The organism is Streptomyces sp. NPDC060002 (assembly GCF_042737245.1).
In the GTDB taxonomy this organism is placed as follows: domain Bacteria; phylum Actinomycetota; class Actinomycetes; order Streptomycetales; family Streptomycetaceae; genus Streptomyces.
This window is the reverse complement of sequence record NZ_JBHWUW010000016.1, coordinates 88,938-113,634: the sequence shown is the minus strand read 5'-3', so window position 1 is coordinate 113,634 and position 24,697 is coordinate 88,938. Positions and strand designations below refer to the sequence as shown.

At 71.8% G+C, this 24,697-nt stretch carries 23 protein-coding genes and 1 pseudogene; 10 read left to right on the top strand and 14 right to left on the bottom strand.

What is annotated here, in order from left to right:
• Window positions 1–2 precede the first annotated feature (2 nt).
• The 6 genes from ACFWBD_RS17140 to ACFWBD_RS17115 form a co-directional block, all read right to left on the bottom strand.
• Window positions 3–317: a hypothetical protein gene (locus tag ACFWBD_RS17140; RefSeq protein WP_385667387.1), complete on the bottom strand. Its 315-nt coding sequence runs from the start codon at window positions 315–317 to the stop codon at window positions 3–5.
• A 125-nt stretch (window positions 318–442) separates the two neighbouring features.
• The gene (locus ACFWBD_RS17135) at window positions 443–1,444 is read right to left on the bottom strand and encodes a TerC family protein (protein ID WP_385667386.1); all 1,002 of its coding nucleotides are present in this window, start codon (window positions 1,442–1,444) and stop codon (window positions 443–445) included.
• A 225-nt stretch (window positions 1,445–1,669) separates the two neighbouring features.
• Entirely contained in the window at window positions 1,670–3,685 is a 2,016-nt protein-coding gene (locus ACFWBD_RS17130; RefSeq protein ID WP_385667385.1) for a TerD family protein, read from the bottom strand.
• Window positions 3,686–3,740: 55 nt separating this feature from the next.
• On the bottom strand, window positions 3,741–4,319 hold the full coding sequence (locus tag ACFWBD_RS17125) for a TerD family protein (protein WP_020131883.1): 579 nt from the start codon (window positions 4,317–4,319) through the stop codon (window positions 3,741–3,743).
• A gap of 160 nt (window positions 4,320–4,479) precedes the next feature.
• Window positions 4,480–6,624, bottom strand: a complete 2,145-nt coding sequence (gene uvrB, locus ACFWBD_RS17120; RefSeq protein WP_385667384.1) for an excinuclease ABC subunit UvrB — start codon at window positions 6,622–6,624, stop codon at window positions 4,480–4,482.
• Window positions 6,625–6,711: 87 nt separating this feature from the next.
• The gene (locus tag ACFWBD_RS17115; RefSeq protein ID WP_385667383.1) at window positions 6,712–7,575 is read right to left on the bottom strand and encodes an MHYT domain-containing protein; all 864 of its coding nucleotides are present in this window, start codon (window positions 7,573–7,575) and stop codon (window positions 6,712–6,714) included.
• 273 nt (window positions 7,576–7,848) lie between these two features.
• Between ACFWBD_RS17115 and ACFWBD_RS17110 the strand changes: the two genes are divergently transcribed.
• The 3 genes from ACFWBD_RS17110 (at window position 7,849) to ACFWBD_RS17100 (ending at window position 10,758) form a co-directional block, all read left to right on the top strand.
• On the top strand, window positions 7,849–8,721 hold the full coding sequence (locus ACFWBD_RS17110; RefSeq protein ID WP_385667382.1) for a glycerophosphodiester phosphodiesterase: 873 nt from the start codon (window positions 7,849–7,851) through the stop codon (window positions 8,719–8,721).
• Window positions 8,722–8,809: 88 nt separating this feature from the next.
• The gene (locus ACFWBD_RS17105) at window positions 8,810–9,364 is read left to right on the top strand and encodes a methylated-DNA--[protein]-cysteine S-methyltransferase (protein WP_385667381.1); all 555 of its coding nucleotides are present in this window, start codon (window positions 8,810–8,812) and stop codon (window positions 9,362–9,364) included.
• Window positions 9,365–9,432: 68 nt separating this feature from the next.
• Entirely contained in the window at window positions 9,433–10,758 is a 1,326-nt protein-coding gene (locus ACFWBD_RS17100; RefSeq protein ID WP_385667380.1) for an MFS transporter, read from the top strand.
• Between the two features lie 65 nt (window positions 10,759–10,823).
• On the opposite strand, the gene ACFWBD_RS17095 is transcribed toward ACFWBD_RS17100, so the two are convergent.
• The gene (locus tag ACFWBD_RS17095) at window positions 10,824–11,252 is read right to left on the bottom strand and encodes a VOC family protein (protein ID WP_385667379.1); all 429 of its coding nucleotides are present in this window, start codon (window positions 11,250–11,252) and stop codon (window positions 10,824–10,826) included.
• Between the two features lie 99 nt (window positions 11,253–11,351).
• Here ACFWBD_RS17095 and ACFWBD_RS17090 point away from each other — a divergent pair, with 99 nt between their 5' ends.
• Window positions 11,352–12,260 (top strand): pseudouridine-5'-phosphate glycosidase, encoded by a 909-nt coding sequence (locus ACFWBD_RS17090; RefSeq protein ID WP_385667378.1) that lies wholly within the window; start codon window positions 11,352–11,354, stop codon window positions 12,258–12,260.
• Window positions 12,257–13,375, top strand: coding sequence for a carbohydrate kinase family protein (locus tag ACFWBD_RS17085; protein ID WP_385667377.1), 1,119 nt, complete (start codon window positions 12,257–12,259; stop codon window positions 13,373–13,375). The genes ACFWBD_RS17090 and ACFWBD_RS17085 overlap by 4 nt, the downstream gene beginning before the upstream one ends.
• Window positions 13,376–13,510: 135 nt before the next feature.
• Here ACFWBD_RS17085 and ACFWBD_RS17080 read toward each other — a convergent pair whose 3' ends face one another.
• The gene (locus ACFWBD_RS17080) at window positions 13,511–14,305 is read right to left on the bottom strand and encodes a methyltransferase (RefSeq protein WP_385667376.1); all 795 of its coding nucleotides are present in this window, start codon (window positions 14,303–14,305) and stop codon (window positions 13,511–13,513) included.
• 283 nt (window positions 14,306–14,588) lie between these two features.
• Between ACFWBD_RS17080 and ACFWBD_RS17075 the strand changes: the two genes are divergently transcribed.
• Entirely contained in the window at window positions 14,589–15,716 is a 1,128-nt protein-coding gene (locus ACFWBD_RS17075; RefSeq protein ID WP_385667375.1) for a magnesium and cobalt transport protein CorA, read from the top strand.
• 160 nt (window positions 15,717–15,876) lie between these two features.
• Here the strand turns inward: ACFWBD_RS17075 and ACFWBD_RS17070 are convergent, their stop codons facing one another.
• Together ACFWBD_RS17070 and ACFWBD_RS17065 are read right to left on the bottom strand one after the other, a co-directional pair.
• A complete protein-coding gene (locus ACFWBD_RS17070; RefSeq protein ID WP_385667374.1) occupies window positions 15,877–16,311 on the bottom strand; it encodes a CBS domain-containing protein in 435 nt (144 codons plus the stop codon).
• Window positions 16,312–16,527: 216 nt separating this feature from the next.
• Window positions 16,528–17,169, bottom strand: coding sequence for a uridine kinase (locus ACFWBD_RS17065; RefSeq protein WP_385667373.1), 642 nt, complete (start codon window positions 17,167–17,169; stop codon window positions 16,528–16,530).
• A 219-nt stretch (window positions 17,170–17,388) separates the two neighbouring features.
• On the opposite strand from ACFWBD_RS17065, the gene ACFWBD_RS17060 reads away from it, so the two are divergent.
• From ACFWBD_RS17060 to ACFWBD_RS17050, 3 genes are all read left to right on the top strand, one after another.
• Window positions 17,389–18,186 (top strand): DUF2293 domain-containing protein, encoded by a 798-nt coding sequence (locus ACFWBD_RS17060; RefSeq protein ID WP_385667372.1) that lies wholly within the window; start codon window positions 17,389–17,391, stop codon window positions 18,184–18,186.
• 56 nt (window positions 18,187–18,242) lie between these two features.
• On the top strand, window positions 18,243–18,722 hold the full coding sequence (locus ACFWBD_RS17055; RefSeq protein WP_385667371.1) for a DUF1772 domain-containing protein: 480 nt from the start codon (window positions 18,243–18,245) through the stop codon (window positions 18,720–18,722).
• Between the two features lie 151 nt (window positions 18,723–18,873).
• Window positions 18,874–20,361: a glutamate synthase subunit beta gene (locus ACFWBD_RS17050; protein ID WP_385667425.1), complete on the top strand. Its 1,488-nt coding sequence runs from the start codon at window positions 18,874–18,876 to the stop codon at window positions 20,359–20,361.
• A gap of 109 nt (window positions 20,362–20,470) precedes the next feature.
• On the opposite strand, the gene ACFWBD_RS17045 is transcribed toward ACFWBD_RS17050, so the two are convergent.
• Window positions 20,471–21,088 (bottom strand): carboxymuconolactone decarboxylase family protein, encoded by a 618-nt coding sequence (locus tag ACFWBD_RS17045; protein ID WP_385667370.1) that lies wholly within the window; start codon window positions 21,086–21,088, stop codon window positions 20,471–20,473.
• A gap of 47 nt (window positions 21,089–21,135) precedes the next feature.
• Here ACFWBD_RS17045 and ACFWBD_RS17040 point away from each other — a divergent pair, with 47 nt between their 5' ends.
• Complete coding sequence (locus ACFWBD_RS17040) at window positions 21,136–22,581, top strand: PLP-dependent aminotransferase family protein (protein WP_385667369.1); 1,446 nt, start codon at window positions 21,136–21,138, stop codon at window positions 22,579–22,581.
• An 83-nt stretch (window positions 22,582–22,664) separates the two neighbouring features.
• Here the strand turns inward: ACFWBD_RS17040 and ACFWBD_RS17035 are convergent.
• The 3 genes and pseudogenes from ACFWBD_RS17035 to ACFWBD_RS17025 form a co-directional block, all read right to left on the bottom strand.
• Window positions 22,665–23,311: pseudogene (locus ACFWBD_RS17035) on the bottom strand (SAM-dependent methyltransferase).
• Window positions 23,312–23,471: 160 nt separating this feature from the next.
• Entirely contained in the window at window positions 23,472–23,747 is a 276-nt protein-coding gene (locus ACFWBD_RS17030) for a DUF397 domain-containing protein (protein ID WP_351767763.1), read from the bottom strand.
• Entirely contained in the window at window positions 23,748–24,608 is an 861-nt protein-coding gene (locus ACFWBD_RS17025) for a helix-turn-helix transcriptional regulator (protein WP_385667368.1), read from the bottom strand. It lies immediately after the preceding gene.
• Window positions 24,609–24,697 lie beyond the last annotated feature (89 nt).

The window sequence follows — 24,697 nt, the reverse complement described above, 5'->3', positions numbered from 1 at the left end:
CGTCACCTGAAGTCGGTCGTGTCCTGCACGTCGCAGTCGATGAAGGACGGGGGCCGGGTACAGAGCGCGGCCATCCGCTCCGCGAACTTGCCCGTCTCCGGGTCGCCGCTGTTGCGCACGGCCTCCTCGGGGGAGTCGAACTCGATCACCGCGAGGTAGCGGTTCGGCTGGTCGCGGTCCTTGAGGACGAGGCGGCGCTTCGGGCCGTCGGCTCGGCCCGTGACGCGCTGGTCCCCCTCCTCGGCCAGCGCCCGCATCTCCTCGATGCGGTCGGTCTCGAACTCGACGATCTGGACGAACCTCGGCGATGTGCCCACGGTGCCTCCACCCGGAACCGGCGTCCCCGGGTGGAAACGCCCCGCTCCAACGAAGCACCGGGAGCGGTGCTCGGCAATTCACCGCGCACCGCTCCCGGGGGTGGTTGTTCCTACGTCCTCCGTGCTCAGGCCTCGATGCTGTCCTTCGGAGCGCCTTCGCTCTCCGTCCGCGCCGCCTCGGCCGCCGCCTGCTTCTTCGAAGCCCGCAGGCTGGTGAGCGTGGTGACGATCAGGACGGAGCAGATGACGCCGAGCGAGACCGGGATGCTGATCTCGGGGACGTGGACCCCGGACTCGTGCAGGGCGTGCAGCACCAGCTTCACGCCGATGAAGCCCAGGATCACCGACAGGCCGTAGCTGAGGTGGACGAGCTTCCGCAGCAGGCCGCCGATGAGGAAGTACAGCTGCCGCAGACCCATCAGGGCGAACGCGTTGGCGGTGAAGACGATGTACGGGTCCTGCGTCAGGCCGAAGATCGCGGGGATCGAGTCGAGGGCGAAGAGCACGTCGGTGGTGCCGATCGCGAGCATCACGACCAGCATCGGGGTCATGACCCGCTTGCCGTTCTGCTCGATCCACAGCTTCGTGCCGTGATAGCGGTCGGCGACGCCGAACCGCTTCTCCACGGCCTTGAGCAGCTTGTTCTCCTCGAACTCCTCGTCCTCCTCGTCGGCCCGGGCCTCCTGGATGAGCTTCCAGGCGGTCCAGATGAGGAAGGCGCCGAAGAGGTAGAACACCCACGCGAAGCTGGCGAGGATCGCGGCGCCCGCGGCGATGAAGATCGCCCGCAGGACCAGGGCTATGAGGACACCGACGAGCAGGACCCGCTGCTGGTACTGCGACGGGACCGCGAACTTCGCCATGATCAGAACGAAGACGAAGAGGTTGTCGACACTGAGCGACTTCTCGGTGATGAAACCCGCGAAGAACTCGCCGGCCGGCTCACCGCCGCTGAAGAGAAGCAACCCGACTCCGAAGAGCCCGGCCAGGGCGATCCAGACGACGGTCCAGATCCCCGCCTCCTTGATCGACACGTCGTGCGGTTTGCGGCCGATGAAGAAGTCGACCGCGATGAGGGCGGCAAGGCCCACGATGGTGAGGACCCATAGGGCCAGGGAAACATTCACTGCGCCTCCGACAGTACGTAACGGCAGGTGATCAGCGTCGTCGCGCTGCCGGAGGTCTCTTCCACCCGAAATGGGCCGACGCCCCGGGATCAGGCCTGATCCGTATTGACGGGTGCGCCGCAGTAGGGAGTACTCCCCTCCGTGAGGAAAACAGTACCCCAACCACCAAGAAAAGGTAAAGCGATTGGCAAAAGAAAGACCAAGTCTCCTGGTCAGGTGCCTTTACTAGTACTTGACACGAGCCGCCGCCACCTGGGCGAGGACCTGCTGAAGCACCTGGCTGCCGGGCGGCACGAGGCTCGGTTCATACGTCCAGGCATGCCCCACCCAGGGATCGGCGAGGTGGTCCTCGGCCACCGGCGTCAGCCGCAGCAGCGCACGCCACAGCGGGTCCAGCAACGGACCGTAACCGTCGGCGTCCTCCCGGTCGGCGACCATCATCAGGTGGACGCCGACACCGGGCCCCTCGTCCGCGAGGTAGCGCAGCTGGGTCACGGCACGATCGTCGAAGCCGTGCGGGAAGTCATTGACGACCAGGAGCTGCTGGGCCGTGTCGAAGCCGGGCGGCAGCGAGTCGGCCATGCCGCCTCGCACCGCCATCTGCACCAGGTCGACCCGCTCGGTGAGCCGGCCCAGGACCGCCGCGACCCCTGCCGCGCCGACCGCGGGCGGGGCCGCGAGCACTCCGCTCTGCACCAGCGGCGCGAGTTCCCTGGCGCCCGAACCGGCCGGATCGACGACGTGCACGGTGAACTCGTCCGCCGGATGCACGGCCAGCAGCCGGGCCGTGTGCGCCACGGCCGACTCCATGGCGAGGCGGCGCAGTTCGTGGGAGTCGGCGAACGACCCGTCGGACGAACCCGACCGACCGCTGTCGATCCACAGGCCGCGTTCGAGCGGGAGCCTGACCAGCATCGGAATGTGCAGCGGGTCGCTCTCCGGAAGGTGGAGGTCGCCCAGCCGCACGGCCATGGGCATCTCCATGGGGACGCGGTAGGCGTGCCAGACGGGGTTGTCCCAGCGCGCGTACGCCGCGGGCAGCGCCGGTTCGACGACGTCGGCCTCGGCTCCCAGCTGGACGAGATCCCGGTCCAGGGCCTCCCGGGCCTGGTCGACGAGCTGGATGTGCTTGGCCTGGGCCGCCTCTCGGGCGGCGTCGCCCTGGCCGCCCATCCTGCTGCGCGGATCGGACAGGACCTGGTCCAGCTCCTTCTCCATCCGCGTATCGGCGAAGTCGACGGCACTGCGGTACGCGGCCGTGCTGCGGGCCAGGTCCTCGAACATGCCCCAGACCTGGTTGTAGAGCCGCTCCTCCATGGACCAGCCGGTCGCGTCACCCGCGACGGGCCGGGCGGGCTGCCCGGGCTGGGCCGGGGGCGCGGTGGGCGCAGGCGGGGGCGGAGCGGCGTTCTGCCGGCGTGGGTGGCTGTAGTCGATCGAGCCACCGGTGGTGGCTGTCGCCGGCGTCGGCTGGGTGGCGTCGGGATCCGGCGGCGGCGCGGCACCCGCCGGGTAGCCCGTACCCGAGGGGCCCTGCGGGTTCTGGGCCGCCCCGTACGGGCCGGTACCGGCCTGGGTGCCCTGCGCACCGTACGGCGAACCGCTCTGGTCCGGGCCGAGGGCGGACGCGGCCGCCTGCCGGGAGCGGTCGCCGTCTCCCGTACGCGGCGGCGCCGGCACCGAGCGGGCCAGTCCCTGGACCACGGCGTCGTTGATGCCGGCCGCGAGTCGGTGCGCCTGGGACAGGCCCTGGTCGGTGAGGAGTTCCGCGAGGCCGCCCGCGTAGCCCTGGCCGACGGCGCGCACCTTCCAGGCGCCCTGCCGCCGGTACAGCTCCAGCGCGACGACCGCCGACTCCGCGTCCAGGCCGGTGATGGTGTACGTGGCGACCTCGGTGCCGTCGAGGCCGGTGACCGCGACGAAGGGGGCCGCGACCGAGCCGAAGCTGACCGGCCCGCCGACGCCCGCGGGCAGCGCGAGCAGCACGCTGACCCGGTGCACGGCCGCCGACACGGCGTCCAGGTCCACCGCGAGGCGGTGATCGGCGGCCGCCTGCCGGGAGACCTCCAGGCCGGGCAGTGTGGGTACGCCGGGGTGGGCCACCCACTCGACGCCGGGGACCGTGCCGCTCTCGTCGCCGAGCGTGGCAACCGCCATGACCGGCCCGCCGGCCGAGACCCGGATCTCGAGGCGGACCTGGGAGAGCGGGTGGTTCTGCCCCCGCACCAGCTCGGCCGTCATCGCCTGTCGTCCCCCTGCGTCGCGTGTGGTGTCGTCTTGGGTGCCGCTCTCCGCCCTACAGCGCGGGCAGGATCGCGGGCATCAGGTCCTGGAAGGTGCGGCCGTTGGCCGGCGCGCCGAGGGCCGTCATGTTCCAGCCCCCGCCCACCCGGTGCACCTTCGCCATGATCTGGGCCGTGTAGGCGCCGCCGCCCGCCAGCGTGTACCGCGCGAGCTCCTGGCCGTTGGTCTCGTCGACCAGACGGCAGAAGGCGTTCTGCACTTCCTGGAACGTCTGGCCGGTGAAGGAGTTCACCGTGAAGATGATCTGGTCGATGTGGACCGGTACGCGCGCGAGGTCGACGAGGATCGCCTCGTCGTCGCCGCCCTGACCGACACCGCCGACGAGGTTGTCACCGGTGTGACGGACCGAGCCGTCATCGCTCACCAGGTGACGGAAGAAGACGACGTCGACCGGCTGCTTGTCGGCGAACAGGACGGCGGAGGCGTCGAGGTCGATCTCCCGGGTCCGGGAGCCGAACAGGCCGCGCCGCGGGGCCGCCTGCCAGCCGAGACCCATGCGCACCGCGGTCAGGCTGCCCCCGTCGTGCTTCTGAAGACTGATGGCCTGACCCTTGGTCATGTTGACGGTCACGCGCTGATTCCCCTCTCGAGCTGTCCCCTGTTGCCGCGAGCCCGCGGTTGACGGAAACCCTACGCAAAGGCACTGACAGTGCCGTACCCAGGCCCGCACTTTGTGTCGGTCTTGCAACACAGCGCGTGGGGGGCGAGGGCACGGCAACCGCAGGGGTCCGTCAGGCCAGACCCGCCTCCCTCATCTGACGCAGTTCCTTCTTCATCTCGGAGACCTCGTCGCGGATCCGGGCGGCGACCTCGAAGTGGAGGTCTGCGGCGGCGGCCCGCATACGTTCCGTCATCTCCTCGATCTGCTCGGCGAGTTCGGCCGCGGGCCGGTCCGTCGGCACCGTCTCCTGGGACTTGCCCTTGGCCGACCTGGACTTGGCGCCCTTGGCCGCCTTGTCGCCGAGGGCGGGCACCGGGGCCCTGGTGCCGCGCCCGTCCTTCTTCGCGCGGTAGCCCGAGCCGAGGAGCTGCTCGGTGTCGACCTCCTCACGGGAGATCTGGGCGACGATGTCGTTGATCTTCTTTCGGAGCGGCTGCGGGTCGATGCCGTTCGCCGTGTTGTAGGCGACCTGCTTCTCCCGGCGGCGGTTGGTCTCCTCGATGGCCCGCTCCATGCCCGGGGTGATCTTGTCGGCGTACATGTGGACCTGCCCGGAGACATTGCGCGCCGCGCGGCCGATGGTCTGGATCAGCGAGGTGCCGGAGCGCAGGAAGCCCTCCTTGTCGGCGTCGAGGATCGCCACCAGGGACACCTCGGGCAGGTCGAGGCCCTCCCGCAGGAGGTTGATGCCGACCAGGACGTCGAACTCGCCGGCGCGCAGCTCGCGCAGCAGCTCGATGCGGCGCAGCGTGTCGACGTCACTGTGCAGGTAGCGCACCTGGATGCCGAGCTCCAGGAAGTAGTCCGTGAGGTCCTCGGCCATCTTCTTGGTGAGTGTGGTGACCAGGACGCGCTCGTCCTTCTCGACCCGTGTGCGGATCTCGTGCACCAGGTCGTCGATCTGGCCCTCGGTGGGCTTGACCACGACCTCGGGGTCGATCAGGCCGGTCGGGCGGATGATCTGCTCGACGGCGCCGTCCCCACGCGAGAGCTCGTACTTGCCGGGGGTCGCCGACAGGTAGACGGTCTGCCCGATGCGCTCCTGGAACTCCTCCCACTTCAGCGGGCGGTTGTCCAGGGCGGAGGGCAGCCGGAAGCCGTGGTCGACGAGGGTGCGCTTGCGGGAGGCGTCTCCCTCGTACATGGCGCCGATCTGCGGGACGGTGACATGGGACTCGTCGATGACGAGCAGGAAGTCGTCCGGGAAGTAGTCGAGCAGGGTGTTCGGCGGGGAGCCGGGCTCACGGCCGTCGAAGTGCATCGAGTAGTTCTCGACGCCGGAGCAGGAGCCGATCTGGCGGAGCATCTCCAGGTCGTACGTGGTGCGCATGCGCAGGCGCTGGGCCTCCAGGAGCTTGCTCTGCTTCTCCAGATCGGCCAGGCGCTCGCCCAGCTCCTTCTCGATGTCGTTGGCGGCCCGCTCCAGCCGCTCGGGTCCCGCCACGTAGTGGGTGGCCGGGAAGATGTACAGCTGCTGGTCGTCGCTGATGATCTCGCCGGTGAGCGGGTGCAGCGTGGACAGGGCCTCGATCTCGTCGCCGAACATCTCGATGCGGACGGCGAGCTCCTCGTAGACCGGGAAGATCTCGATGGTGTCGCCGCGCACCCGGAAGGTGCCGCGGCTGAACGCCAGGTCGTTGCGCGTGTACTGGATGTCGACGAAGCGGCGCAGCAGCTGGTCCCGGTCGAGCTCGTCGCCGACGCGGAGCGGGACCATGCGGTCCACGTACTCCTGCGGGGTGCCGAGGCCGTAGATGCAGGAGACCGAGGCGACCACGACGACGTCACGGCGGGTGAGCAGCGAGTTGGTCGCGGAGTGGCGCAGGCGCTCGACCTCCTCGTTGATCGAGGAGTCCTTCTCGATGTAGGTGTCCGACTGCGGGACGTACGCCTCGGGCTGGTAGTAGTCGTAGTACGAGACGAAGTACTCGACCGCGTTGTTCGGCAGCAGTTCGCGGAACTCGTTCGCCAGCTGGGCGGCCAGGGTCTTGTTCGGCGCCATCACCAGGGTGGGGCGCTGGAGCTTCTCGATCATCCACGCGGTGGTCGCGGACTTTCCGGTGCCGGTCGCGCCGAGCAGGACGACGTCCTTCTCACCTGCCTCGACGCGCTTGGCCAGCTCGGCGATGGCCGCCGGCTGGTCGCCGCTGGGCTGGTAGGGGCTGACAACCTCGAAGGGCGCCACCGTGCGTTCGATGTGGGAAACAGGCCGCATGTCATCCACCGTACGACCCCCCACTGACAACGGGGTCCGATCAGCGGTTTCGCGGGGGCCGGCCCCGGGGTCGCACGGGTGCGGAGGTCAGCGGTTCTGCGGGGTCCGGTACTCGCGGTGGGTCACCTTACGGCGGCTGCGGACCTGGGAGCGGCCCGAAGGGTGCGGGGCGGGCGGGTGTGCCGGGACGCCGGGTTTGTGCTCGGCGGGGGTCCAGTCGGGCTTGCCCATGACCATCAGCGGGTCGAACGTCACGACGACACCGGCGAGACAGAGGAAGGCGAGGGGACCGATCAGCATCGGCGCGAGGAGCGCGGCGGGAGAGTCGCCCGCGGTCGGGGCGCCCGTGTGCAGATGGACGCTCAGGGCGGCCATCCCGGTGTAGTGCATGCCGGTGACGGCCAGCCCCATGACCAGGCTGGCGCCCACGCTCCACAGGAAGCCCCTGACCTGTCCCGCGGCCCACAGGGCGGCGGTGGCGGCCGCCATGGCGATGGCGACGGAGGTGGCGACGGTGAGCGTGTTGTACTCGAACGTGCCGTTGAAGCGCATCCCGGCCATGCCCAGGTAGTGCATCGACGCGATACCCAGGCCGGTGATGGTGCCCCCGGTGAACAGCGCCGTTCCGGTCGCGCCCCGGTAGCCGACTATGAAGATCCCCACGCCCACCATGACGATGGCGACGCCCAGACTCGCGTAGGTCATCGGCTTGTCGTAGTGGATCGGGGCGCCGTCGACCGTGAAGCCGATCATCGCGATGAAGTGCATGGTCCAGATGCCTGAGCCGATCGCCGCCGAGCCTAGGGCGAGCCATCCCGGGCGCCAGGACTGGGCTACGAGCAGGGCTCTCGTGGTGCAGCGCAGACCGAGAGCGCCGCCGAGGCAGGCCATGAGGTAGGCCACCAGCGGTGTGACGAGTCCGTAGCTGAAACCGTCGACCGTGCCGTGCATGCGCGGTTGCCCTTCGCCCTGTTGCTTGACTTTCCTGAAACTCGCCCCTCCCCGGGACCGCTGAGCGCGGTCAAGGCTGAGAGAGAGTATGACTCCCACCGGAATGGTCGAACGATTTTCCGGCAAAGAAACACGCCCCTGTCGCACATGTGCGGCATCGGTGAGCGGCCTCCGGCGTCTCCATTCATTGTGTGGTCATCCTGCACTCCCCCGCCGTCGACCCTCTGCTGTCACTGTTGAGCTGTATGTGATGGCCCGACGCGAGGAGTACGCATGCACGCGCGCGTAGTTGCCGCCACGACCACCGCGGTCCTGGGCACCGTCGCCCTCCTGCTCCCCGTTGACGACGCCCGGGCGGGCAACGCCTTCCGGCCGTCGGTGATCGCCCACCGGGGAGCCTCGGCCCAGGCACCCGAGAACACCCTGGACGCCGTCGACGAGGCGGCCTCGCTGGGCATCCTGTGGGTGGAGAACGACGTCCAGCGCACCAAGGACGGCGAGCTCGTGGTGATCCACGACGACAGTCTCCGCCGCACGACCGACGCCGAGGAGGTCTTTCCCGGCCGGGCCCCGTGGAAGGTGCGGGACTTCACGGCGGCCGAGATAGCCCGGCTCGACGCGGGGAGCTGGTTCGACACCGCGCACACGGGCGCGCGCGTGCCGACGCTGAAGGAGTACGTCGACCGTGTCGAGCATCACCACCAGAAGCTGCTTCTGGAGGTCAAGAACCCCGAGCTGTATCCGGGGATCGAGCAGCAGACGCTCAGACTGCTGAGCAACGAGGGCTGGCTGGACCGGCGGCACCTCACGAACCGGCTGATCGTGCAGAGCTTCAGCGCCGACAGCCTGCGGACCGTCCACGAACTGACGCCAGGGGTACGGACCGGTCTGCTCGGGATGCCGGCCCTCGCGGACCTGCCCCGGTACGCAGGCTTCGCCGACCTGATCAACCCGTCGTACGCCTCCCTCTCCCCCGCGTACGTCTCCGCCGTGCACGCGCTCACCGGACCGCACGGCAAGCCCGTGAAGGTCTTCGCCTGGACCGTCGACGACCCCGCGACCGCCCAGGCCGTCGCGGGGTGCGACGTCGACGGCATGATCACCAACAGACCCGACGTGGTGCGGCGGGCCCTGTACGGGTACTGAACGCCCGACGGCCCCGGGGTACCGGTGCAGAAGTGGGCCGTGCAGAACGCCCCGGGGCGTTGTCAGTGGCAAGCCGTACGGTGGGCGCATGGACAGCCATGGGCAGTACGAGCAGCGGGTCGTGTGGGCCGTCGTCGGTACCGACATCGGTCCGCTGTTGCTGGCCGCGACCGGTGAGGGCCTGCTCAACGTCGTCTTCCACGCCACCGACGCGGTACGCGACCAGGCGCTCGGCCGGCTCGCGGCCCGGCTGGGCGCGGAGCCCGTCGAGGCGCCCGACTCCCCGCTGCTGGCCGAGGCGATACGCCAGGTGGAGGCCTACTTCGCCGGTGCGCGGCGGGCCTTCGAGCTGCCGTTGGACTGGTCGCTGGTCTCGGGCTTCAACCGGCAGGTGCTCCGCGAACTCGCGTCCGGCGTCCCGTACGGCGCGGTCGTCGGCTACGGCGATCTCGCCGGGCGGGTGGGACAGCCGCTGGCGGCGCAGGCGGTGGGGGTGGCGATGGGCGCCAATCCGCTGCCGGTCGTCGTGCCCTGTCACCGGGTGGTGGAGAGAGACGGCGGCATCGGCGGGTTCGGGGGCGGTCTGGAGACCAAGCGGAAGCTGCTCGCGCTGGAAGGGGTACTACCCGAGCCGCTGTTCTGAGGGGACACTGCGCCGGTGACCACATCTCCCGGTCGTCGCCAGGGCCGCGCGACGGTCCGGCGCGGCCCGTGACCGCCGTCGGGCGCGCCGCCGCCGCGCCCGTCGACGCCGCTCTCCTGCCCGCGCTGCGGCGCCGCACGACCGCGGTGCTGGTCGCGAGCCAGATCCTCGGCGGCCTCGGCGTGGCCACCGGCATCGCGCTGTCCGCCGTACTGGCCCGGCAGGTCAGCGGCACCGAGGCGCTGTCCGGACTCGCGCCCACCGCCACCGTCGCCGGCACGGCCGTGCTGTCGATGCCGATGGCCGCGCTGATGACCGCGCGCGGGCGCCGGCCGGGTCTGGTGCTGGCCTATCTGGTGGGCGCTCTGGGCGCCTGTGTCGTCGTGGTGGCGGCGCGGGCCGTGAACTACCCGCTGCTGCTGTGCGGCATGGCCGCTTTCGGCGCGGCCTCCTCGGCGAACCTCCAGGCGCGGTTCGCCGCCGCCGACCTCGCCGAACCGCAGCGGCGCGCCCGGGCCATCTCGAACGTGGTGTGGGCGACCACGATCGGCGCGGTCCTGGGCCCGAACATCGCCGCGCCGGCCGGCCGGAGCGTCGCCGGACTCGGGATACCCGCGGCGGCGGGCCCGTTCCTGTGGGCGGCCGGGATCTTCGTCATATCGGCGGTCCTGGTCGCCGTGCTGCTGCGCCCCGACCCGCTGCTGACGGCCCGCGCGCTCGCGCCGGAGGAGGAGCGGTCCCCGCAGGCCCGTTCCCTGCGCGCCGGGCTGACGGCCGTCTCCGCCTCGCCCCGCGCGCGGCTCGCGCTCGTGACGGTGGCCGTGTCGCACACGACGATGGTCTCGGTCATGTCGATGACCCCGCTCGATCTCGCCCACCACGGCGCGAGCATCGATCTGATCGGGCTGGTCATCAGCGGGCACATCGCGGGCATGTACGCGTTCGCGCCGCTGATGGGACGGCTGGCGGACCGGGTGGGGCGGCTCTCGGTGGCGGGACTCGCGGCCGGGCTGCTGGCCGTCGCGATGTTCCTGGCGGGGACGGCGGGCGGCAGCCACGGGCAGACCGCCGCCGGGCTCTTCGTGCTGGGGCTGGGCTGGTCGGCCGGGCTCGTGTCGGGTTCCGCGCTGCTGACGGACGCGGTGCCGCAGTCCGCGCGGGCCGCCGCCCAGGGACTCTCCGACCTCACCATGAACACCTCCGCGGGGTTCGGGGGAGCGATCGCCGGGCTGATCGTCGCGCAGGCGAGCTACGCGTGGCTCAACCTCGCCGCGGCGGTTCCGCTCGTCCCGCTGGCCGCCCTGGTGCTGTTCACCCGGGCCGGGAACGGGACCAGGAACAAGGGCAGGCCCAGGACGGTCGCGGACAGCCCGCCGGGCGTACGACAGCCGTAGGCACGTCGGTCGCAGCCGTGTCCGTCGCGGGCACGACAGGCGCGGGTACGACAGTCGTGGCCAGGTCAGTCGTAGTGCCGTGCCTCGATGACGTTGCCGTCCGGGTCGCGGAAGTAGAAGCTGCGTGTGGCCTCGCCGCGGGCGCCGAAGGATCCCTGCGAGACGTCCGAGACGGGGACGGAGCGCTCCTCCAGGCGGGCGAGCAGCGTGTCGAAGCCGCCTTGCGGCAGGGCGAGGCAGACATGGTTCACCGGGTGCCCCGCGCTCTCGGCGGCGCCGGGGAGCATCTTCATCCGCCCGGCCATCGACAACGGCATGAGGTCGAGAAGGGCCTCGTCGTTGACGCGTACGGAGGGAAACGGTTCCTCACCGGCGGCGAACTCGGGGAGCCGTACGGGCTCCAGGCCGACTGCCTTCTCGTAGAAATCGGCGGCGGCGATCGGGTCGCGTACCCACAGGACGACATGGTCGAGACGTGTCGTGTTCTCCGTCATACCTCCCAGGCTGGTGTCCTGCCCCACAGGCCGCAAGGGTTTGGCCGGGCGCGCCGCCCGCCAGAGATGAGGGGAGACCGACGGACAGGAGGCGGGCGCGTGGTGCTGGTGGTGTCGGAAGAGGTGCGGGACGCGGTCGACGCGCGTCGACCCGTGGTGACCCTGGAGTCCACGATCATCTCGCACGGGCTGCCCCGCCCGCGCAACCTCCAGGTGGCGCTGGAGCTGGAGGCGGTCGTACGCGCGGAGGGCGCCGTACCGGCGACGATCGCCGTGCTGGACGGGCGGCCCCATGTGGGCCTGGACAAGGGCCAGTTGGAGCGGGTCGCCAACGAGGACGGGTTCCGCAAGCTGGGCCATCGCGACCTGCCGCTCGCCGTGGCCTCGGGGGCGAGCGGGGCGACCACCGTCTCGGCCACGGCGCTGCTGGCGGCGCTCGCGGGGGTGCGGGTGTTCGCGACGGGCGGGCTCGGCGGGGTGCACCGGGAGTGGACGGTCACCCAGGACGAGTCGGCCGACCTGGGGCTGCTGGCGAGCACCCGGATCACGGTGGTGTGCGCGGGGGTGAAGTCGATCCTGGACGTGCCGGCGACCCTCCAGCGGCTGGAGACGCTGGGCGTCGCCGTCGCCGGGTACGGCACCGAGCGCTTCCCGGGGTTCTATCTGTCCGACTCGGGGCATCCCGTGGACTGGACGGTGCGGTCCCCGCGGCAGGTGGCCGACGTGATGCGGGCTCAGGACGCGCTCGGCGTACCGCAGTCCGCGCTGATCGTCGCCAACCCGGTTCCCGAGGAGGAGCAGCTGGATCCCGGGCTGCACGCGCGTGTGCTCGCCGACGCGCTGCACGCGTGCGAGGAGGCCGGCGTCACCGGCCAGGGCGTCACGCCGTTCCTGCTCGACTACCTGGTCCGGCACACCGACGGCGCGTCCCTGAGCGCCAATCTGGCAGCGGTGCGCGGCAATGTGCGACTGGCCGCGCGGATCGCGACGGCGTGGGCCGGGGCATGACCGCGCGACCGGACGGGACGTACGGCGGTCGAGGCGACCCCGGCGAGCCGGTCCGGGAAGCGGCTGCGGGGGCGAGGCCGGGGTCGGAAACAGGGACAGGGACAGGGACAGGGACGGGCTCACGCTCCGGCCCTGGCGGAAGGACGCAGGAGGCAATCGCGGCCGGCGACTCGGGAAGCGGGGCGCTGCTGGTCGTCGGGGACGTCGTGACGGACATCGTCGCCCGCCATCGCGGCCCGCTCGCGTCGGGCACGGACACGGCCTCCGTGATCCGGACCCTGCCGGGCGGGGCGGGCGCCAACGTGGCGTGCTGGGCGGCGCACTGGGGGTGCGCGGACGTACGGCTCCTCGGCCGGGTGGGCGCGGAGTCGGCGGCCTGGCACGAACGGGAGCTGACCGCCTGCGGGGTGCGGCCCCGGCTCGTCGTCGACCCGCAGGCGACCACGGGGACGGTGATCTGCCTGGTCGACACCGGTGCCGCGGCCGAGCGGACGTTCCTCACCGACAGCGGCGCGTCCCTGCGGCTCGAGCCCGGCGACTGGTCGGACGGGCTCCTGGACGGGGTCGGCCGACTGCATCTGTCGGGCTATCTGCTGTTCTCGGAGTCCGGACGTGCGCTGGTGGGTACGGCGACGGCGGCGGCACGCGCGCGCGGGGTGCCGGTGAGTCTCGATCCGGCGTCGGCGGGCTTCCTGGTGGACCTGGGCGTCGACCGCTTCCTGTCCCTCGTCGAGGGAGTGGACGTGTTGCTGCCCAGCCGCGCCGAGGCCTGTCTGCTGACCGGACTGCTGGACGGGGCGGGAGCGGCGGCCGCGCTGAGCCGCCTGGTCCCGCTGGTGGTGTCCAAGGAGGGGGCCGACGGTGCGCTGGTGGCCCGTGACGGCGCTGTGCTCGTCCGTGTCCCCGCCGCTCCGGCGACGCCCATGGACACCACGGGAGCCGGCGACGCCTTCACCGGAGCGTTCCTCGCCGCGCTGCTCGCGGGCGCCGATACGGGTGCCGCGGCGGCCGAGGGGTGCCGGGCGGGGGCCCGGGCGGTGGAACGGGTGGGCGGCAGGCCACCCGCGCGGACCGAAGGCGCGACGACGGCGACGTACCGGGCCCACGCCGGCTGAGGGCTCTACGCCGGCTGAGGGCCCCACGCCGGGCGGCGCACAGGGTCGCCTCCGGCGGGTCCCACCCCTCCTACCGCTGACGCCGTCTACGCCATACGCCGTCCACCGCGCACGCCTCCTACCCGCTTGCCTCTTCTACCCCTTGCGTCCCCACGCCGAGATCATGGGCGCCGTGGCCAGGTCCATGTCCCCGGAGGCGACGTTCGCCAGGTGCCGGTCGATGTCCACGTCGGTCGCGAGGCCCGCTTGGACGAGCTCGGCGCGGATCTGGCGGACCGTCGCGGACTCCAGGGCCGCGCCGGCGGGTGAGGTGACGGGGAAGTAGGCGTCGGCCTCGACCCGGCGCAGTCCGGCCTCGCGAAGCAGACGCGGCAGCTTACGACCGTAGGCGAGGTCGGCGCCCCGGCCGGCCAGAAGCGTGCGGAAGCCGTGCCGCAAGCGGTTCGCCAGCTGCTGTTCGGGGCCGTGCTCGTCGGGGCAGAGCAGGGGCTGGAGGGCGGGGTCGCCGTCCTCGATCAGGAGCCGTCCGCCCGGTCGCAGCGCCTTGACCATCGATCGCAACGCCCGCTCCCGGTCCGGCACATGGACCAGCACGAGCCGGGCGTGCACCAGGTCGAAGCCCTCCATCGGCGGCTCCTCGGTGCCGAGGTCGTGGACGCGCACCTCGACCGGCGGGCGGGCCGCCGAAGTCAGCAGGGAGGTGTCGATGTCGGTCGCGAGGACCTTGCCTGTCGGGCCGACCTTCTTCGCCAGCCAGGACACCACGGAGGTGCCGCCGGCGCCGGCCTCCCAGCAGCGCCAGCCGGGCCCGACCCCGAGCGCCTCGAAGTGGCGGAACGTCGTGGCGTCGAAGAGGGCGGCGAAGGCGTCGAAGCGTTCCCCCGCCTCGGGCTGCCGGTTGTCGAGGAGGTACCCGTCGGATCGCGTCATGCGCCGATCATCCCAGTTGTCCCGCTCTGCGGAGGTCGTCGACGCGGCCGGGATGGGGGTACGGGACAGCCCGGCCCGGATGCGGTCGGCAACGCCGGGAAACCGTACCGGGTACGGCCGGCCGCCGGTCCCGAGAGCCGTCCGCGGTACCCGTCGTCCACAGGCGGGAACAAAGCGGAACCGCCCCTTTCCACAGGCTTACCCTCGGCATACGCGGGCCTGGCAGACTGGCGCGCCAGGACGCGGGAGCGCGGCCCGCGGAGATACACGCAAGGAGACCCAGATGACCATGGCGGGGAATCTGCGGAAGGTCACCGGCCTCGGAGGGGTCGGCGGCCTGCGCAGGGTGACGCGGTTGGCCCGGCGACGCCCGAAGGTCGACCTGAGTCACCCCGCGCGGTCCCCGCTGGGCTCCTCGGTGGTGAACTGCGTGACGTACCGGGACGGCGTCCGGGCCCCGCGCGGCGGCGATCTGGTCGAGACGGTGCAACGGGTGCGCAAGCACGGCCACGGTTTCGTCTGGCTCGGCCTGCACGAGCCGACGAACGAAGAGTTCGCCGGCATCGCCGAGCTCTTCGACCTGCATCCGCTGGCCGTCGAGGACGCCGTCGAGGCTCATCAGCGGCCCAAGGTCGAGCGGTACGGGGAGACCTTGTTCGCCGTGTTCAAAACGGTCTGCTACGTCGAGCACGAGGAACTCACGGCGACCAGCGAAGTGGTCAACACCGGCGAGATCATGGTGTTCGTCGGCCGGGACTTCGTGATCACGGTGCGCCACGGACGGCACGGTTCGCTGGGCCCGCTGCGCGAGGAGCTGGAGTCCGACACGGCTCAGCTGGCCAAGGGGCCTTCGGCGGTACTGCACGCGATCGCGGACCATGTGGTGGACGACTACCTCAATGTCATCGACTCCGTACAGGAGGACATCGACAAGGTCGAGACGGATGTCTTCGCGGCGAACGGCGCACGGGCGGATCCGGGTCGCATCTACCAGCTCAAGCGTGAACTCCTCGAGCTGAAGCGGGCGGTGGTACCGCTCGGTCGTCCGCTGCTGGACCTCGCGGACCGGCCGGTCCGGGTGATCGATCCGGAGATACAGGCCTACTTCCGGGACGTCTCCGACCACCTGCTGCGTGCCACGGAGCAGATCGCCGCCTTCGACGAGTTGCTCAACTCGATCCTTCAGGCGCACCTGGCGCAGGTCACGGTCGCGCAGAACGAGGACATGCGCAAGATCACGGCCTGGGCCGCGGTGATCGCCGTGCCGACGATGGTCTGCGGGATGTACGGCATGAACTTCGACCACATGCCGGAGCTGCACTGGAGGTTCGGCTACCCCCTGGTCGTCGGCGTGATATCCGTCGCGTGCTGGGTCCTGTACCGCGGCTTCCGGCGCAACGGCTGGCTCTGAGCGACCGCTCCGGCCCGGGCGACCGCTGCCACCGCTGTCCCGGCTGCCACGGCTGCCACGGCTGCTGCACCGGCTGTCTCGGCTGCCACGGCTGCCACGGCTGCTGCACCGGCTGTCTCGGCTGCCTCGGCTGTCTCGGCTGTCAGTACTGTCACCGCTGTCAGTGCCGGACGGGGCCGGACCTGGCGTAGACGGTCTCGGCCCAGGTGGCGATCTGCTCCTCGGGCAGGTGCCGGGCGAGGTCGGCCTCGCTGATCATGCCCACCAGGCGCTTGTTCTCGATGACGGGCAGCCGGCGGATCTGGTGTTCCTGCATCTCCTGGAGCACCTCGCCGACGTCGGCGCCCGCGTCGATCCAGCGCGGTGTGCCCTGGGCCATCTCGCCGGCCGTGACCTCGGCGGGGTCGTGCCCCATGGCCACGCAGCCGACGACGATGTCCCGGTCGGTGAGGATCCCGCAGAGCCGCTCGTTCTCGTCGCTGATGGGGAGCGCGCCGACGTTCAGTTCGCGCATCAGCTGGGCGGCCCGGTCGAGGGTCTCGTGGGCGGGGATCCACTGGGCGCCCCGGTGCATGATGTCTGCGGCGGTGGTCATGAAGTACCTCCCGGTGCCGGACGGCCGGCGCGGCACGGGGGGCACCGCTGGTCCCGGCGCCCTACATTCTTGCCGCGCCACCTGGCGCCCGCACCCGGAGCGCGGCACGCCGGGCCCGGCACTCCGCCCCCCGGCTCCCCCGCGGCTCCCCTCTGGGCTCTCCCAGGCTCCCCCCTCGGAACAGAGCGGGTCGTCCCGCGGTTCGCCGGCTCCGGATCAGCCGCCCCAGGCCGGATGGCGGGGGTCGTCGGCGCGGACGAGGACGTCGGCCGCGGCGGCCGGATCGGTCTCCTGGACGTATCGCTCGAAGGCGGGCAGCGTCCAGTGGTCGGCTTCGGGGGTGCGCCGGCGCAGGGCCGGCGGGGAGAGGAGGACGTGGACGGTCAGGTCGAAGGGGAACCAGTGCCGCAGCAGAAGGGGGCCGTGCAGCAGCAGGAAGCCGCCGGGCGGGAGGGGGACGTAGGGGCTGCGGGTGGCACGGTCGGTGACGGGGTCCCGGAGATCGGGCAGGATCCGTCCGTCGCCGCCGGGTTCGAGGGGATCGAACACCTCGCGCCACAGGGCGCCTGTGTCGAACCAGCCGTCGTAGTAGGCGTCCACATCGTGCCGGCCGTACTCCAGGCGGAGGGAGGCGGGGCGCAGGAAGCCGTGCGTGTCCACGACCCGGGAGGGGCGGCCACGGGTGTGCAGAGCCTCGGCGACCCGCTCGGCGAGGTCTCCGGGACGGGCTGCCGGGGCGCCGTCGAAGGCGATGCGTGGCCAACGGATGCCGTCGCCGGGCTTCAGGTCGAGCAGCCGCTCGGCGAGGAGGTCGCCGAGCCGTTCCCAGGTGATCGCTTCGAGTCGCACCCGGTCCATGATGCGTCAGGCGCCGTTCCGGCCGCCTCGTCCCGGTGCGGCCTGCCTCCAGCGGCCTGCCTCCAGCCGCCTGCCTCCAGCCGCCTGCGTCCAGCGGCCCTTCGTCCGCGACCTGACCCCGTCGGCCACCTCCATCGACCGCCTCCACCGGCCGCTGTTCATCCGTCCACGGGCCGGTGGCCAGGTGCTGCCGCGTGCACCTGGGGGCATGAAGGCCGTATGGCAGCCGCAGCCCGCACCGCTCCCGCGCCCCGCACCGGGCTCCTCGTCGTCCAGCCGCTCCGGCGGAAGCACTGTGCCGGGTGCCGTCGCGGGCCGTTGCCGATGCTGGTCCTGGAGGACGCCGCGCCGCGCTGCCTCGACTGCGCCGATCTGGGGCACCTGGTGTTCCTGGCGCGCGGTGACACGGCACTGACCCGCAGGTCGCGGGAGGAGAGCGGGCTGTCGGCGGTGGTGGTGCGGTTCAACCGGCGCAAGGGGCGTTACGAGCGCCAGGGCGTCCTGGTGGAGGAGGCGGCGCTCGCGCGGGCCGAGGAGCGGTGCCTCGTGGACGCCGAGGCACGGCGGCGGCGCCGGACCCGGGACGCGCGGCGCCGGGCGGCGCAGGACGAGCGCTTCACGGAGGCGTTCGCTGCGGAGATCCTGCGGCTGCTTCCCGGCTGCCCGGGAGACCGGGCGCGCGGGATCGCCACGCACGCCTCCCTGCGGGGCAGTGGCCGGGTGGGACGCAGCTCCGCCGGGCGGGCGTTGTCCGAGGGAGCCGTCGTCTCCGCGGTCGTGGCGTCCGTACGGCATCTGGACACGCCCTACGACCGGCTGCTGATGAGCGGCATGCCCCGGCACGAGGCGCGTCGGCGGATCGCGGCGGACGTGGAGGCCCGGATACGGACGTGGCGGGAGGGAGGCGACGGGACGGCCGAGACGGTCCGGGAGTCCGAACGGCGGCCTGGTGGACGTCCGCGCATGTCCCCGCGGGTTTCGGCCATGGTCACCGATCATGAACGGGATTTCACTTGAGGTGAGGGGCGGACCCGGGCAGGATCTCCGCATCACGGGTGGGAGTTGACGTTGTCATGATCGATGGACCCTATGAGGTGCTCGCGCTGGCGGGCACTCTGACCACGGGGCTGATGGCCGGGGTCTTCTGTGCCTTCTCGGTCCTGGTGATGCGGGGACTCGCCGCGCTGCCGCCCGCGCAGGGCGTCGCGGCGATGAACGCGATCAACTCCTCGGCGATGACCCCGGCGTTCATGGTCCTGTTCCTCGGTGCGGCGGCGGTGTGCGCGGTGATCGCCGTGGTGACCTTCGTGCTGTGGCCGGACGACGGCACGGTCCACCTGCTGCTGGGCAGCGCGCTGTACCTGTGCGGTGCGTTCGCGGTGACCGTGACGGCCAACGTGCCGCGCAACGAGGCACTGGCGAAGCTGGACCCCGGCACGCCGGAGGCCGTCACGTACTGGCCGGTCTATCTGCGTCAGTGGACGCGCTGGAACCACGTGCGCGCGGTCGCGTCCGCGGCCTCGGCGGTCGTGTACGTCCTGGCCCTGGTCTGACCGGGCACGGACACCCGGCGACGTACCGGACGCCCAGCGCGGAAAGCGCTGTCCCCCGCTCTGCGTGGGTGGCCGACGCGACGTATCGTGGCCGAGAGAGTGCCGCCCGATGACGCTCGGCCTGTCGTACGCGTACGCGAGGAAGACGCCCATGGCCGATCCCAAGGGATTCATGACCACGCCCCGCGAGGACTGGCCCCGGCGGCCGGTCGAGGAGCGGGTGCGCGACTGGGACGAGGTGTACGTCCCCGGGGCGCTGCTGCCCATCGTCAGCAAGCAGGCCGACCGCTGTATGGACTGCGGCGTCCCGTTCTGCCACGACGCCTGTCCGCTCGGCAACCTGATCCCCGAGTGGAACGACCTGGTGTCCCGGGAGGACTGGCGGGCGGCGAGCGACCGGCTGCACGCGACGAACAACTTCCCCGAGTTCACCGGCCGGTTGTGCCCGGCACCGTGCGAGGCCGGGTGCGTCCTCGCCATCAACCAGCCGGCCGTCACCATCAAGAACGTCGAGGTCGCCATCGCCGACCGGGCCTGGGCGGACGGTCTCACGCCTCCGCGACCGCCGGACCGGCTGTCCGGCAAGACGGTCGCGGTGATCGGTTCCGGGCCCACCGGGCTCGCCGCGGCGCAGCAGTTGACCCGGGCCGGGCACACGGTCGCCGTCTACGAGAAGGACGACCGGATCGGCGGACTGATGCGGTACGGGATCCCCTCCTTCAAGATGGAGAAGCACCACCTGGAGCGCCGGATCGAGCAGATGCGGGCCGAGGGCACGAAGTTCCGCACCTCGACCACCATCGGGCGGGATGTCATGGCCGCGGATCTGCGGGTCCGCTACGACGCCGTGGTGATCGCCACCGGGGCGACGGACTGGCGCGAACTGCACGTTCCGGGGCGGGAGTTGACCGGCATACAGCAGGCGATGGAGTATCTGCCGCTGGCCAACCGGGTGGGCGAGGGGGACCTGGAGTCGTCCCCGATGTCCGCCGCCGGAAAGCACGTCGTCATCGTCGGCGGTGGTGACACGGGCGCCGACTGTCTGGGCACGGCGGTACGCGAGGGCGCCGCGTCCGTGACCCAGCTGGACATCTACGCGCAGCCCGGTGCGGAGCGCGACGAGGACACCGACCCGTGGCCGACGTATCCGAAGATCTACCGGCTCTCGGCGGCGCACGAGGAGGCGCGCGATCTGGAGTCCGCGCCGGCGGCGGACGCGGACGCGCGGCTGTTCGCGGCTTCCACGCTCCGCTTCACCGGCGACGGGGCCGGCCACGTGCAGTCGCTGCACCTCGTCGAGGTCGACGCGCGGCGGAGGCCGGTGGACGGCACCGCGCGGGCGCTCCCCGCCGACCTCGTGCTGCTGGCCCTCGGCTTCTCCGGGCCCGACCGGGAGGACGGGCTCGTCGAGCAGCTGGGGCTGACGCTGGAGCCGCGCGGCACGATCGCGCGGGACGCCGGCTTCGCGACGAACGTCCCCGGCGTGTTCGCCGCGGGGGACGCGGCGCGCGGGCAGTCGCTGATCGTGTGGGCCATCGCCGAGGGGCGGTCGGTCGCGTCGGCCGTCGACCGTCACCTGACGGGGAGTTCACGGCTGCCGACGCCGATCGGCCCGTACGACCGTCCGATGAGCACCTAGTCCCGGACAGGGCGTCCGGAACCGGGTGACCGGGCGACCGGGCGACCGGGCGTCCGGAACCGGGCGACCGGGTGACCGGGTGACCGGTGCGGCACCCGGCCGGATCGTCTCAGCGGCGCTCGTCCGTGCCGGCCAGCTTCCCCGTCGCCAGGGCCACCCGGTTCCAGGTGTTGATCGTGCAGATCAGGGCCAGCACCTGCGCGAGCTCCCGCTCGTCGAAGCCGGCGGCGGCCTCGGCGTAGACCTCGTCCGGGACGCCGCCGTCGGCCACCAGCGTGACGGCCTCCGTCAGGGCCAGGGCCGCCTGCTCCTTCTCGGTGAAGAAGTGGCGGGCCTCGCGCCAGACGGCGACCATGTGCAGCCGCTCCTCGCTCTCACCGGCCTTGCGGGCGTCGCTCGTGTGCATGTGGAGGCAGTAGGCGCAGTGGTTGAGGTGCGAGGCGCGGATCTGGATCAGTTCGACGAGCGCCGGGTCGAGGCCCTCGCGGGCGGCGGCGTCGAAGCCGATGAGGGCGCGGAACGCCTTGCCGGCGGTCTTCCCGAAGTCGAGGCGGGACCGTCCGGCCACCGCCGCCGCCACACCCGCACCGGCCGTGCCCGCCGTCGTGTTAGTCGTCGTGCCCGCCGTCGTGTTCGTCGTCGTGCCCGCCGTCGTGTTCGTCGTCGTGCCGGTCGCCGTGTTCGTCGTCGTGCCGGTCGTCGTGTTCGTCGTCGTGTCCGTCGTCATGTCCTTCAACCTACGGGCCGGAAAGACCCCCTGTAGGGTGCATTTCCATGGTGGATTCGTGGGTCAATTCCGCGGAGCGGATCGGCGCCGACCTGCATGTGGAGCTGGCCGGTCCGGGCGGTCGGCGGGCCGCCCTGATCCGGGCGCTGCGCGAGGCCGTGCGGGGCGGGCGCCTGCCCCCCGGCACCCGGCTGCCGCCGTACCGTTCACTCGCCGCCGACCTCGGCGTCGCGCGCAACACGGTGGCCGACGCGTACGCGGAACTCGTCGCGGAGGGCTGGCTGACCGCCCGGCAGGGTTCCGGTACACGGGTCGCCGACCGGACCGAACCCCTGCGGCCCGCCGAGCGCACGCCCGTCAAGGCACCGCCACGCGCGCGTGGCCCCCGGCACGACCTGCGGCAGGGCACCCCGGACGCGTCGTCGTTCCCGCGCGCGGCCTGGCTGGCCTCTTACCGGCGGGCCCTCCAGCAGGCGCCCAACGAGGCGTTCGGTCCCGGTGACCCCGCCGGTCGCCGGGAACTGCGGGAGGCCCTCACCGAGTACCTGGCACGCGCGCGTGGTGTGCGCACCGAGCCCGAGCGCATCGTGATCTGCTCGGGCTTCGCCCATGCGCTGCGTCTCCTGTTCGCCCCGGGCGGCGCGCTCCCGCGCGGTCCGCTGGCCGTGGAGGCGTACGGCCTGGACTTCCACCGGGGGCTGCTGGCGGCGGCGGGCGTGCGGACGACTCCGCTGCCGCTGGACGCGGACGGGGCGCGCGTGGAGCGGCTGGATCGCGAACGGGCGGTGCTGCTCACCCCCGCGCACCAGTTCCCGACCGGTGGCCCCCTGCACGCGAGCCGCCGGACCGCGGTGATCGACTGGGCACGCGCGCGTGGCGGGGTCCTTCTCGAGGACGACTACGACGGGGAGTTCCGCTACGACCGCAAGCCCGTCGGCGCCGTTCAGGGGCTCGATCCCGAGCGGGTGATCTACCTCGGCTCGGTCAGCAAGAGCCTGTCGCCCGCGCTGCGCCTGGGCTGGATGGTGCTGCCCGAGCGGTATGTCGACGGCGTCCTCGCGGCCAAGGGCGAGCGGGAGGCCTGGGCGAGCGTCCTGGACCAGCTGAGCCTGGCCGACCTCATCGTGTCCGGGGCGTACGACCGTCATGTGCGGCGTATGCGGCAGCGATACCGCGCTCGCCGGGACCGGCTGGTCGAGGCGCTCACCGCGCAGGCGCCGCACGTCGAGGTCACCGGGATCGCGGCCGGCCTGCATGCGGTGCTGCGGCTGCCGCCCGGCAGCGAGCGGTCCGCGCTCAAGGCGGCCGCCTGGCAGGGCGTCGCCCTGGACGGCCTGGCCGCCTTCCGGCATCCGGCAGCCGACATGGCGCCGGAGGACGGGCTCGTCGTCGGCTACGCGACGCCGGCGGAGCACGCCTACGGGGCGGCGCTGGACGCGCTGTGCCGGATCCTGCCGCCGCCGGACGCGCGGCGGCGCTCCGCGTCCGGGTGAGGCACGCGCGGCCCCGGAAGAGGCGCGCCGTGGGGCGTCCCGGGGACGTCCCACGGCGCGCACGGCCCCGGACGCGGCGGGCCTCAGAGCTTGCGGCCCACCGCCCCGTAGCCCGGGATCACGCCGTCGTCCTGCCCCGGCACCGGTTCGCCGAGCTCGGGGTGCCACTCGGGGACCACCGCGACGCCGGGTTCGACCAGGTCGAGCCCGTCGAAGAAGCGGCTGAACTCCGCGCGGGAGCGCAGCGCGAGGGTGACGCCCGCCGCCTTCGGCTTCGCCGTGGCCGCCGCCGACTCCTGCGGGGAGATGGAGGTACTCCGTGACCCCCTCCGACGTGCTGCGCAGCAGGGCGGCCGCGTGGGCCAGCACGATCGGGTCGTTGTCGCAGTAGACCACCCGGGCGTCGGGCGCGATCCGCTGGGCGACCTGGTGGAGGTTGGGCTCGGTCGGGATGCCCGTGCCGACGTCCAGGAACTGCCGTACGCCGTTCTCGGCCAGCCAGCGGGTGGAGCGGTGCATGAAGGCCCGGTTGACTCGTGCCATCACCGGCACCCGCGGGTCGAGGGCGAGCATCTGCCGGCCCTCCCCCACTGCCTTAAGAGCGTGGGCGGTACCCCCACTCGTCGACGGGGTAGTTGTCCTTCCCCCCGAGGTACCAGTCGTACATCCGTGCGGGATGGGGCTTGCTGGTGTCGATCTCTACGGCTCCGGTGGGGTCCTGCCCGGTCATGAGGCACTCCGTAAGCATGAGACGCGAATAGTGTTCAAGTCATTACCAAATTAAGGAAGTCGAGCGAAGACAAGGACGGGTGAGCGGGGATGGGGAACGACGGGTGGGGAAAGGGCGGGTGGGGAGGTGAGCCGAGCAAAAAAGTGTCAGACAGGTCCGTTCAGGACAGCAGGAAGTCCGCCTCCCCCGCCTTGGCGCCCTCGATGAAGGCCGTCATCTCGTCGGAGGTGTAGATCAGCGCCGGCCCGTCGGGGTCGGTGGACTGCCGGACGGCGATCCGGCCGTCGGCGAGCTTCATCGCTTCCAGGCAGTTGCCTCCGTTGCCGCCGCTCCACGGCTTGTGCCAGCCCTCGCTGCCCAGTTCCCGGGCGGGCATGCCGTTGTAGATCCGCTGAGCGCGGACCCTCGGCCTGGACTGGATCCTGATGTGATTCATTCACAACTCCTTGCGGAGATCCCGGAGGATCTCCTTCGTGCGATGTGCTGTAGCGGCCTGCGCCGCCATGCGGTCCATGACCTCGAGGTGGGTCGCCACCTCGGTGCGGGCGTCGAGGTAGACGGCGCCGGTCAGGTACTCGCTGTAGACCATGTCCGGAAGCTCCGGCATGGCGAATCGGAACAGCACGAAGGGCCCGTACGTGCCCGGATGCGGCCCGTTCTCGAACGGGGCGACCTGCAACGTCACATTGGGCAGCTTCGCGGCCTCGAGCAGGGTGTCGATCTGCGCGCGCATCACCTCCGGGCCGCCGACCGGGCGACGCAGCACCGTCTCGTCCATCACGACCCACAGCCGGGGCGCGTCCTGACGGGTGAGCAGGTCCTGGCGTTGTATGCGCAGGTCGACGAGGCGCTCGATGTCCTCCGGGCGGGTCTGGCCGATGGCGCCGGACTTCAGGACACCGCGCGCGTAGTCCTTGGTCTGGAGCAGGCCGGGCACGAAGTGGGGCTCGTACTGGCGGATCAGGGCGGCGGCGCCCTCAAGGCTGACGTGCATCGAGAACCAGCCGGGCAGGACGTCGTGGAACCGCTGCCACCAGCCCGGTTTGTTCGCGTCCTCGGCGAGCTGGACGAAGCCCTCGGCCTCCTCGTCGGTGATCCCGTAGGCCTTCAGCAGCAGCTGGAGGTACGGGATCTTGAGGCTGACCTCGGCCATCTCCATACGCCGGACCGTGGCGGGCGCGACGCGCAGGATGCGGGCGGCTTCCTCGCGCTTGAGCCCTGCGCGTTCCCGCAGGTCCAGCAGGCGCCGGCCGAGGACGACCTGTCCGACCGTCGGCGCGGACCGCGGTTCGCTCACGCCCCACCTCCACGAAGAGCCCGGCCGGTCACGCGCGGGGGCCGCACGAGCCCCGACCCGGCCGGTCACGAAAAGAATCCCGACAGCCT

Coding starts and splice junctions, on each gene's coding strand:
- ACFWBD_RS17115 (WP_385667383.1), bottom strand. CDS start 7,575: ATGCACGGCACGGTCGACGGTTTCAGCTACGGACTCGTCACACCGCTG.
- ACFWBD_RS17045 (WP_385667370.1), bottom strand. CDS start 21,088: ATGACGACGGACACGACGACGAACACGACGACCGGCACGACGACGAAC.
- ACFWBD_RS17130 (WP_385667385.1), bottom strand. CDS start 3,685: ATGACGGCCGAGCTGGTGCGGGGGCAGAACCACCCGCTCTCCCAGGTC.
- ACFWBD_RS17085 (WP_385667377.1), top strand. CDS start 12,257: ATGACCGCGCGACCGGACGGGACGTACGGCGGTCGAGGCGACCCCGGC.
- ACFWBD_RS17055 (WP_385667371.1), top strand. CDS start 18,243: ATGATCGATGGACCCTATGAGGTGCTCGCGCTGGCGGGCACTCTGACC.
- ACFWBD_RS17105 (WP_385667381.1), top strand. CDS start 8,810: ATGGACAGCCATGGGCAGTACGAGCAGCGGGTCGTGTGGGCCGTCGTC.
- ACFWBD_RS17075 (WP_385667375.1), top strand. CDS start 14,589: ATGACCATGGCGGGGAATCTGCGGAAGGTCACCGGCCTCGGAGGGGTC.
- ACFWBD_RS17080 (WP_385667376.1), bottom strand. CDS start 14,305: ATGACGCGATCCGACGGGTACCTCCTCGACAACCGGCAGCCCGAGGCG.
- ACFWBD_RS17070 (WP_385667374.1), bottom strand. CDS start 16,311: ATGACCACCGCCGCAGACATCATGCACCGGGGCGCCCAGTGGATCCCC.
- ACFWBD_RS17050 (WP_385667425.1), top strand. CDS start 18,874: ATGGCCGATCCCAAGGGATTCATGACCACGCCCCGCGAGGACTGGCCC.
- ACFWBD_RS17040 (WP_385667369.1), top strand. CDS start 21,136: ATGGTGGATTCGTGGGTCAATTCCGCGGAGCGGATCGGCGCCGACCTG.
- ACFWBD_RS17030 (WP_351767763.1), bottom strand. CDS start 23,747: ATGAATCACATCAGGATCCAGTCCAGGCCGAGGGTCCGCGCTCAGCGG.
- ACFWBD_RS17095 (WP_385667379.1), bottom strand. CDS start 11,252: ATGACGGAGAACACGACACGTCTCGACCATGTCGTCCTGTGGGTACGC.
- ACFWBD_RS17065 (WP_385667373.1), bottom strand. CDS start 17,169: ATGGACCGGGTGCGACTCGAAGCGATCACCTGGGAACGGCTCGGCGAC.
- ACFWBD_RS17060 (WP_385667372.1), top strand. CDS start 17,389: ATGGCAGCCGCAGCCCGCACCGCTCCCGCGCCCCGCACCGGGCTCCTC.
- ACFWBD_RS17110 (WP_385667382.1), top strand. CDS start 7,849: ATGCACGCGCGCGTAGTTGCCGCCACGACCACCGCGGTCCTGGGCACC.
- uvrB (WP_385667384.1), bottom strand. CDS start 6,624: ATGCGGCCTGTTTCCCACATCGAACGCACGGTGGCGCCCTTCGAGGTT.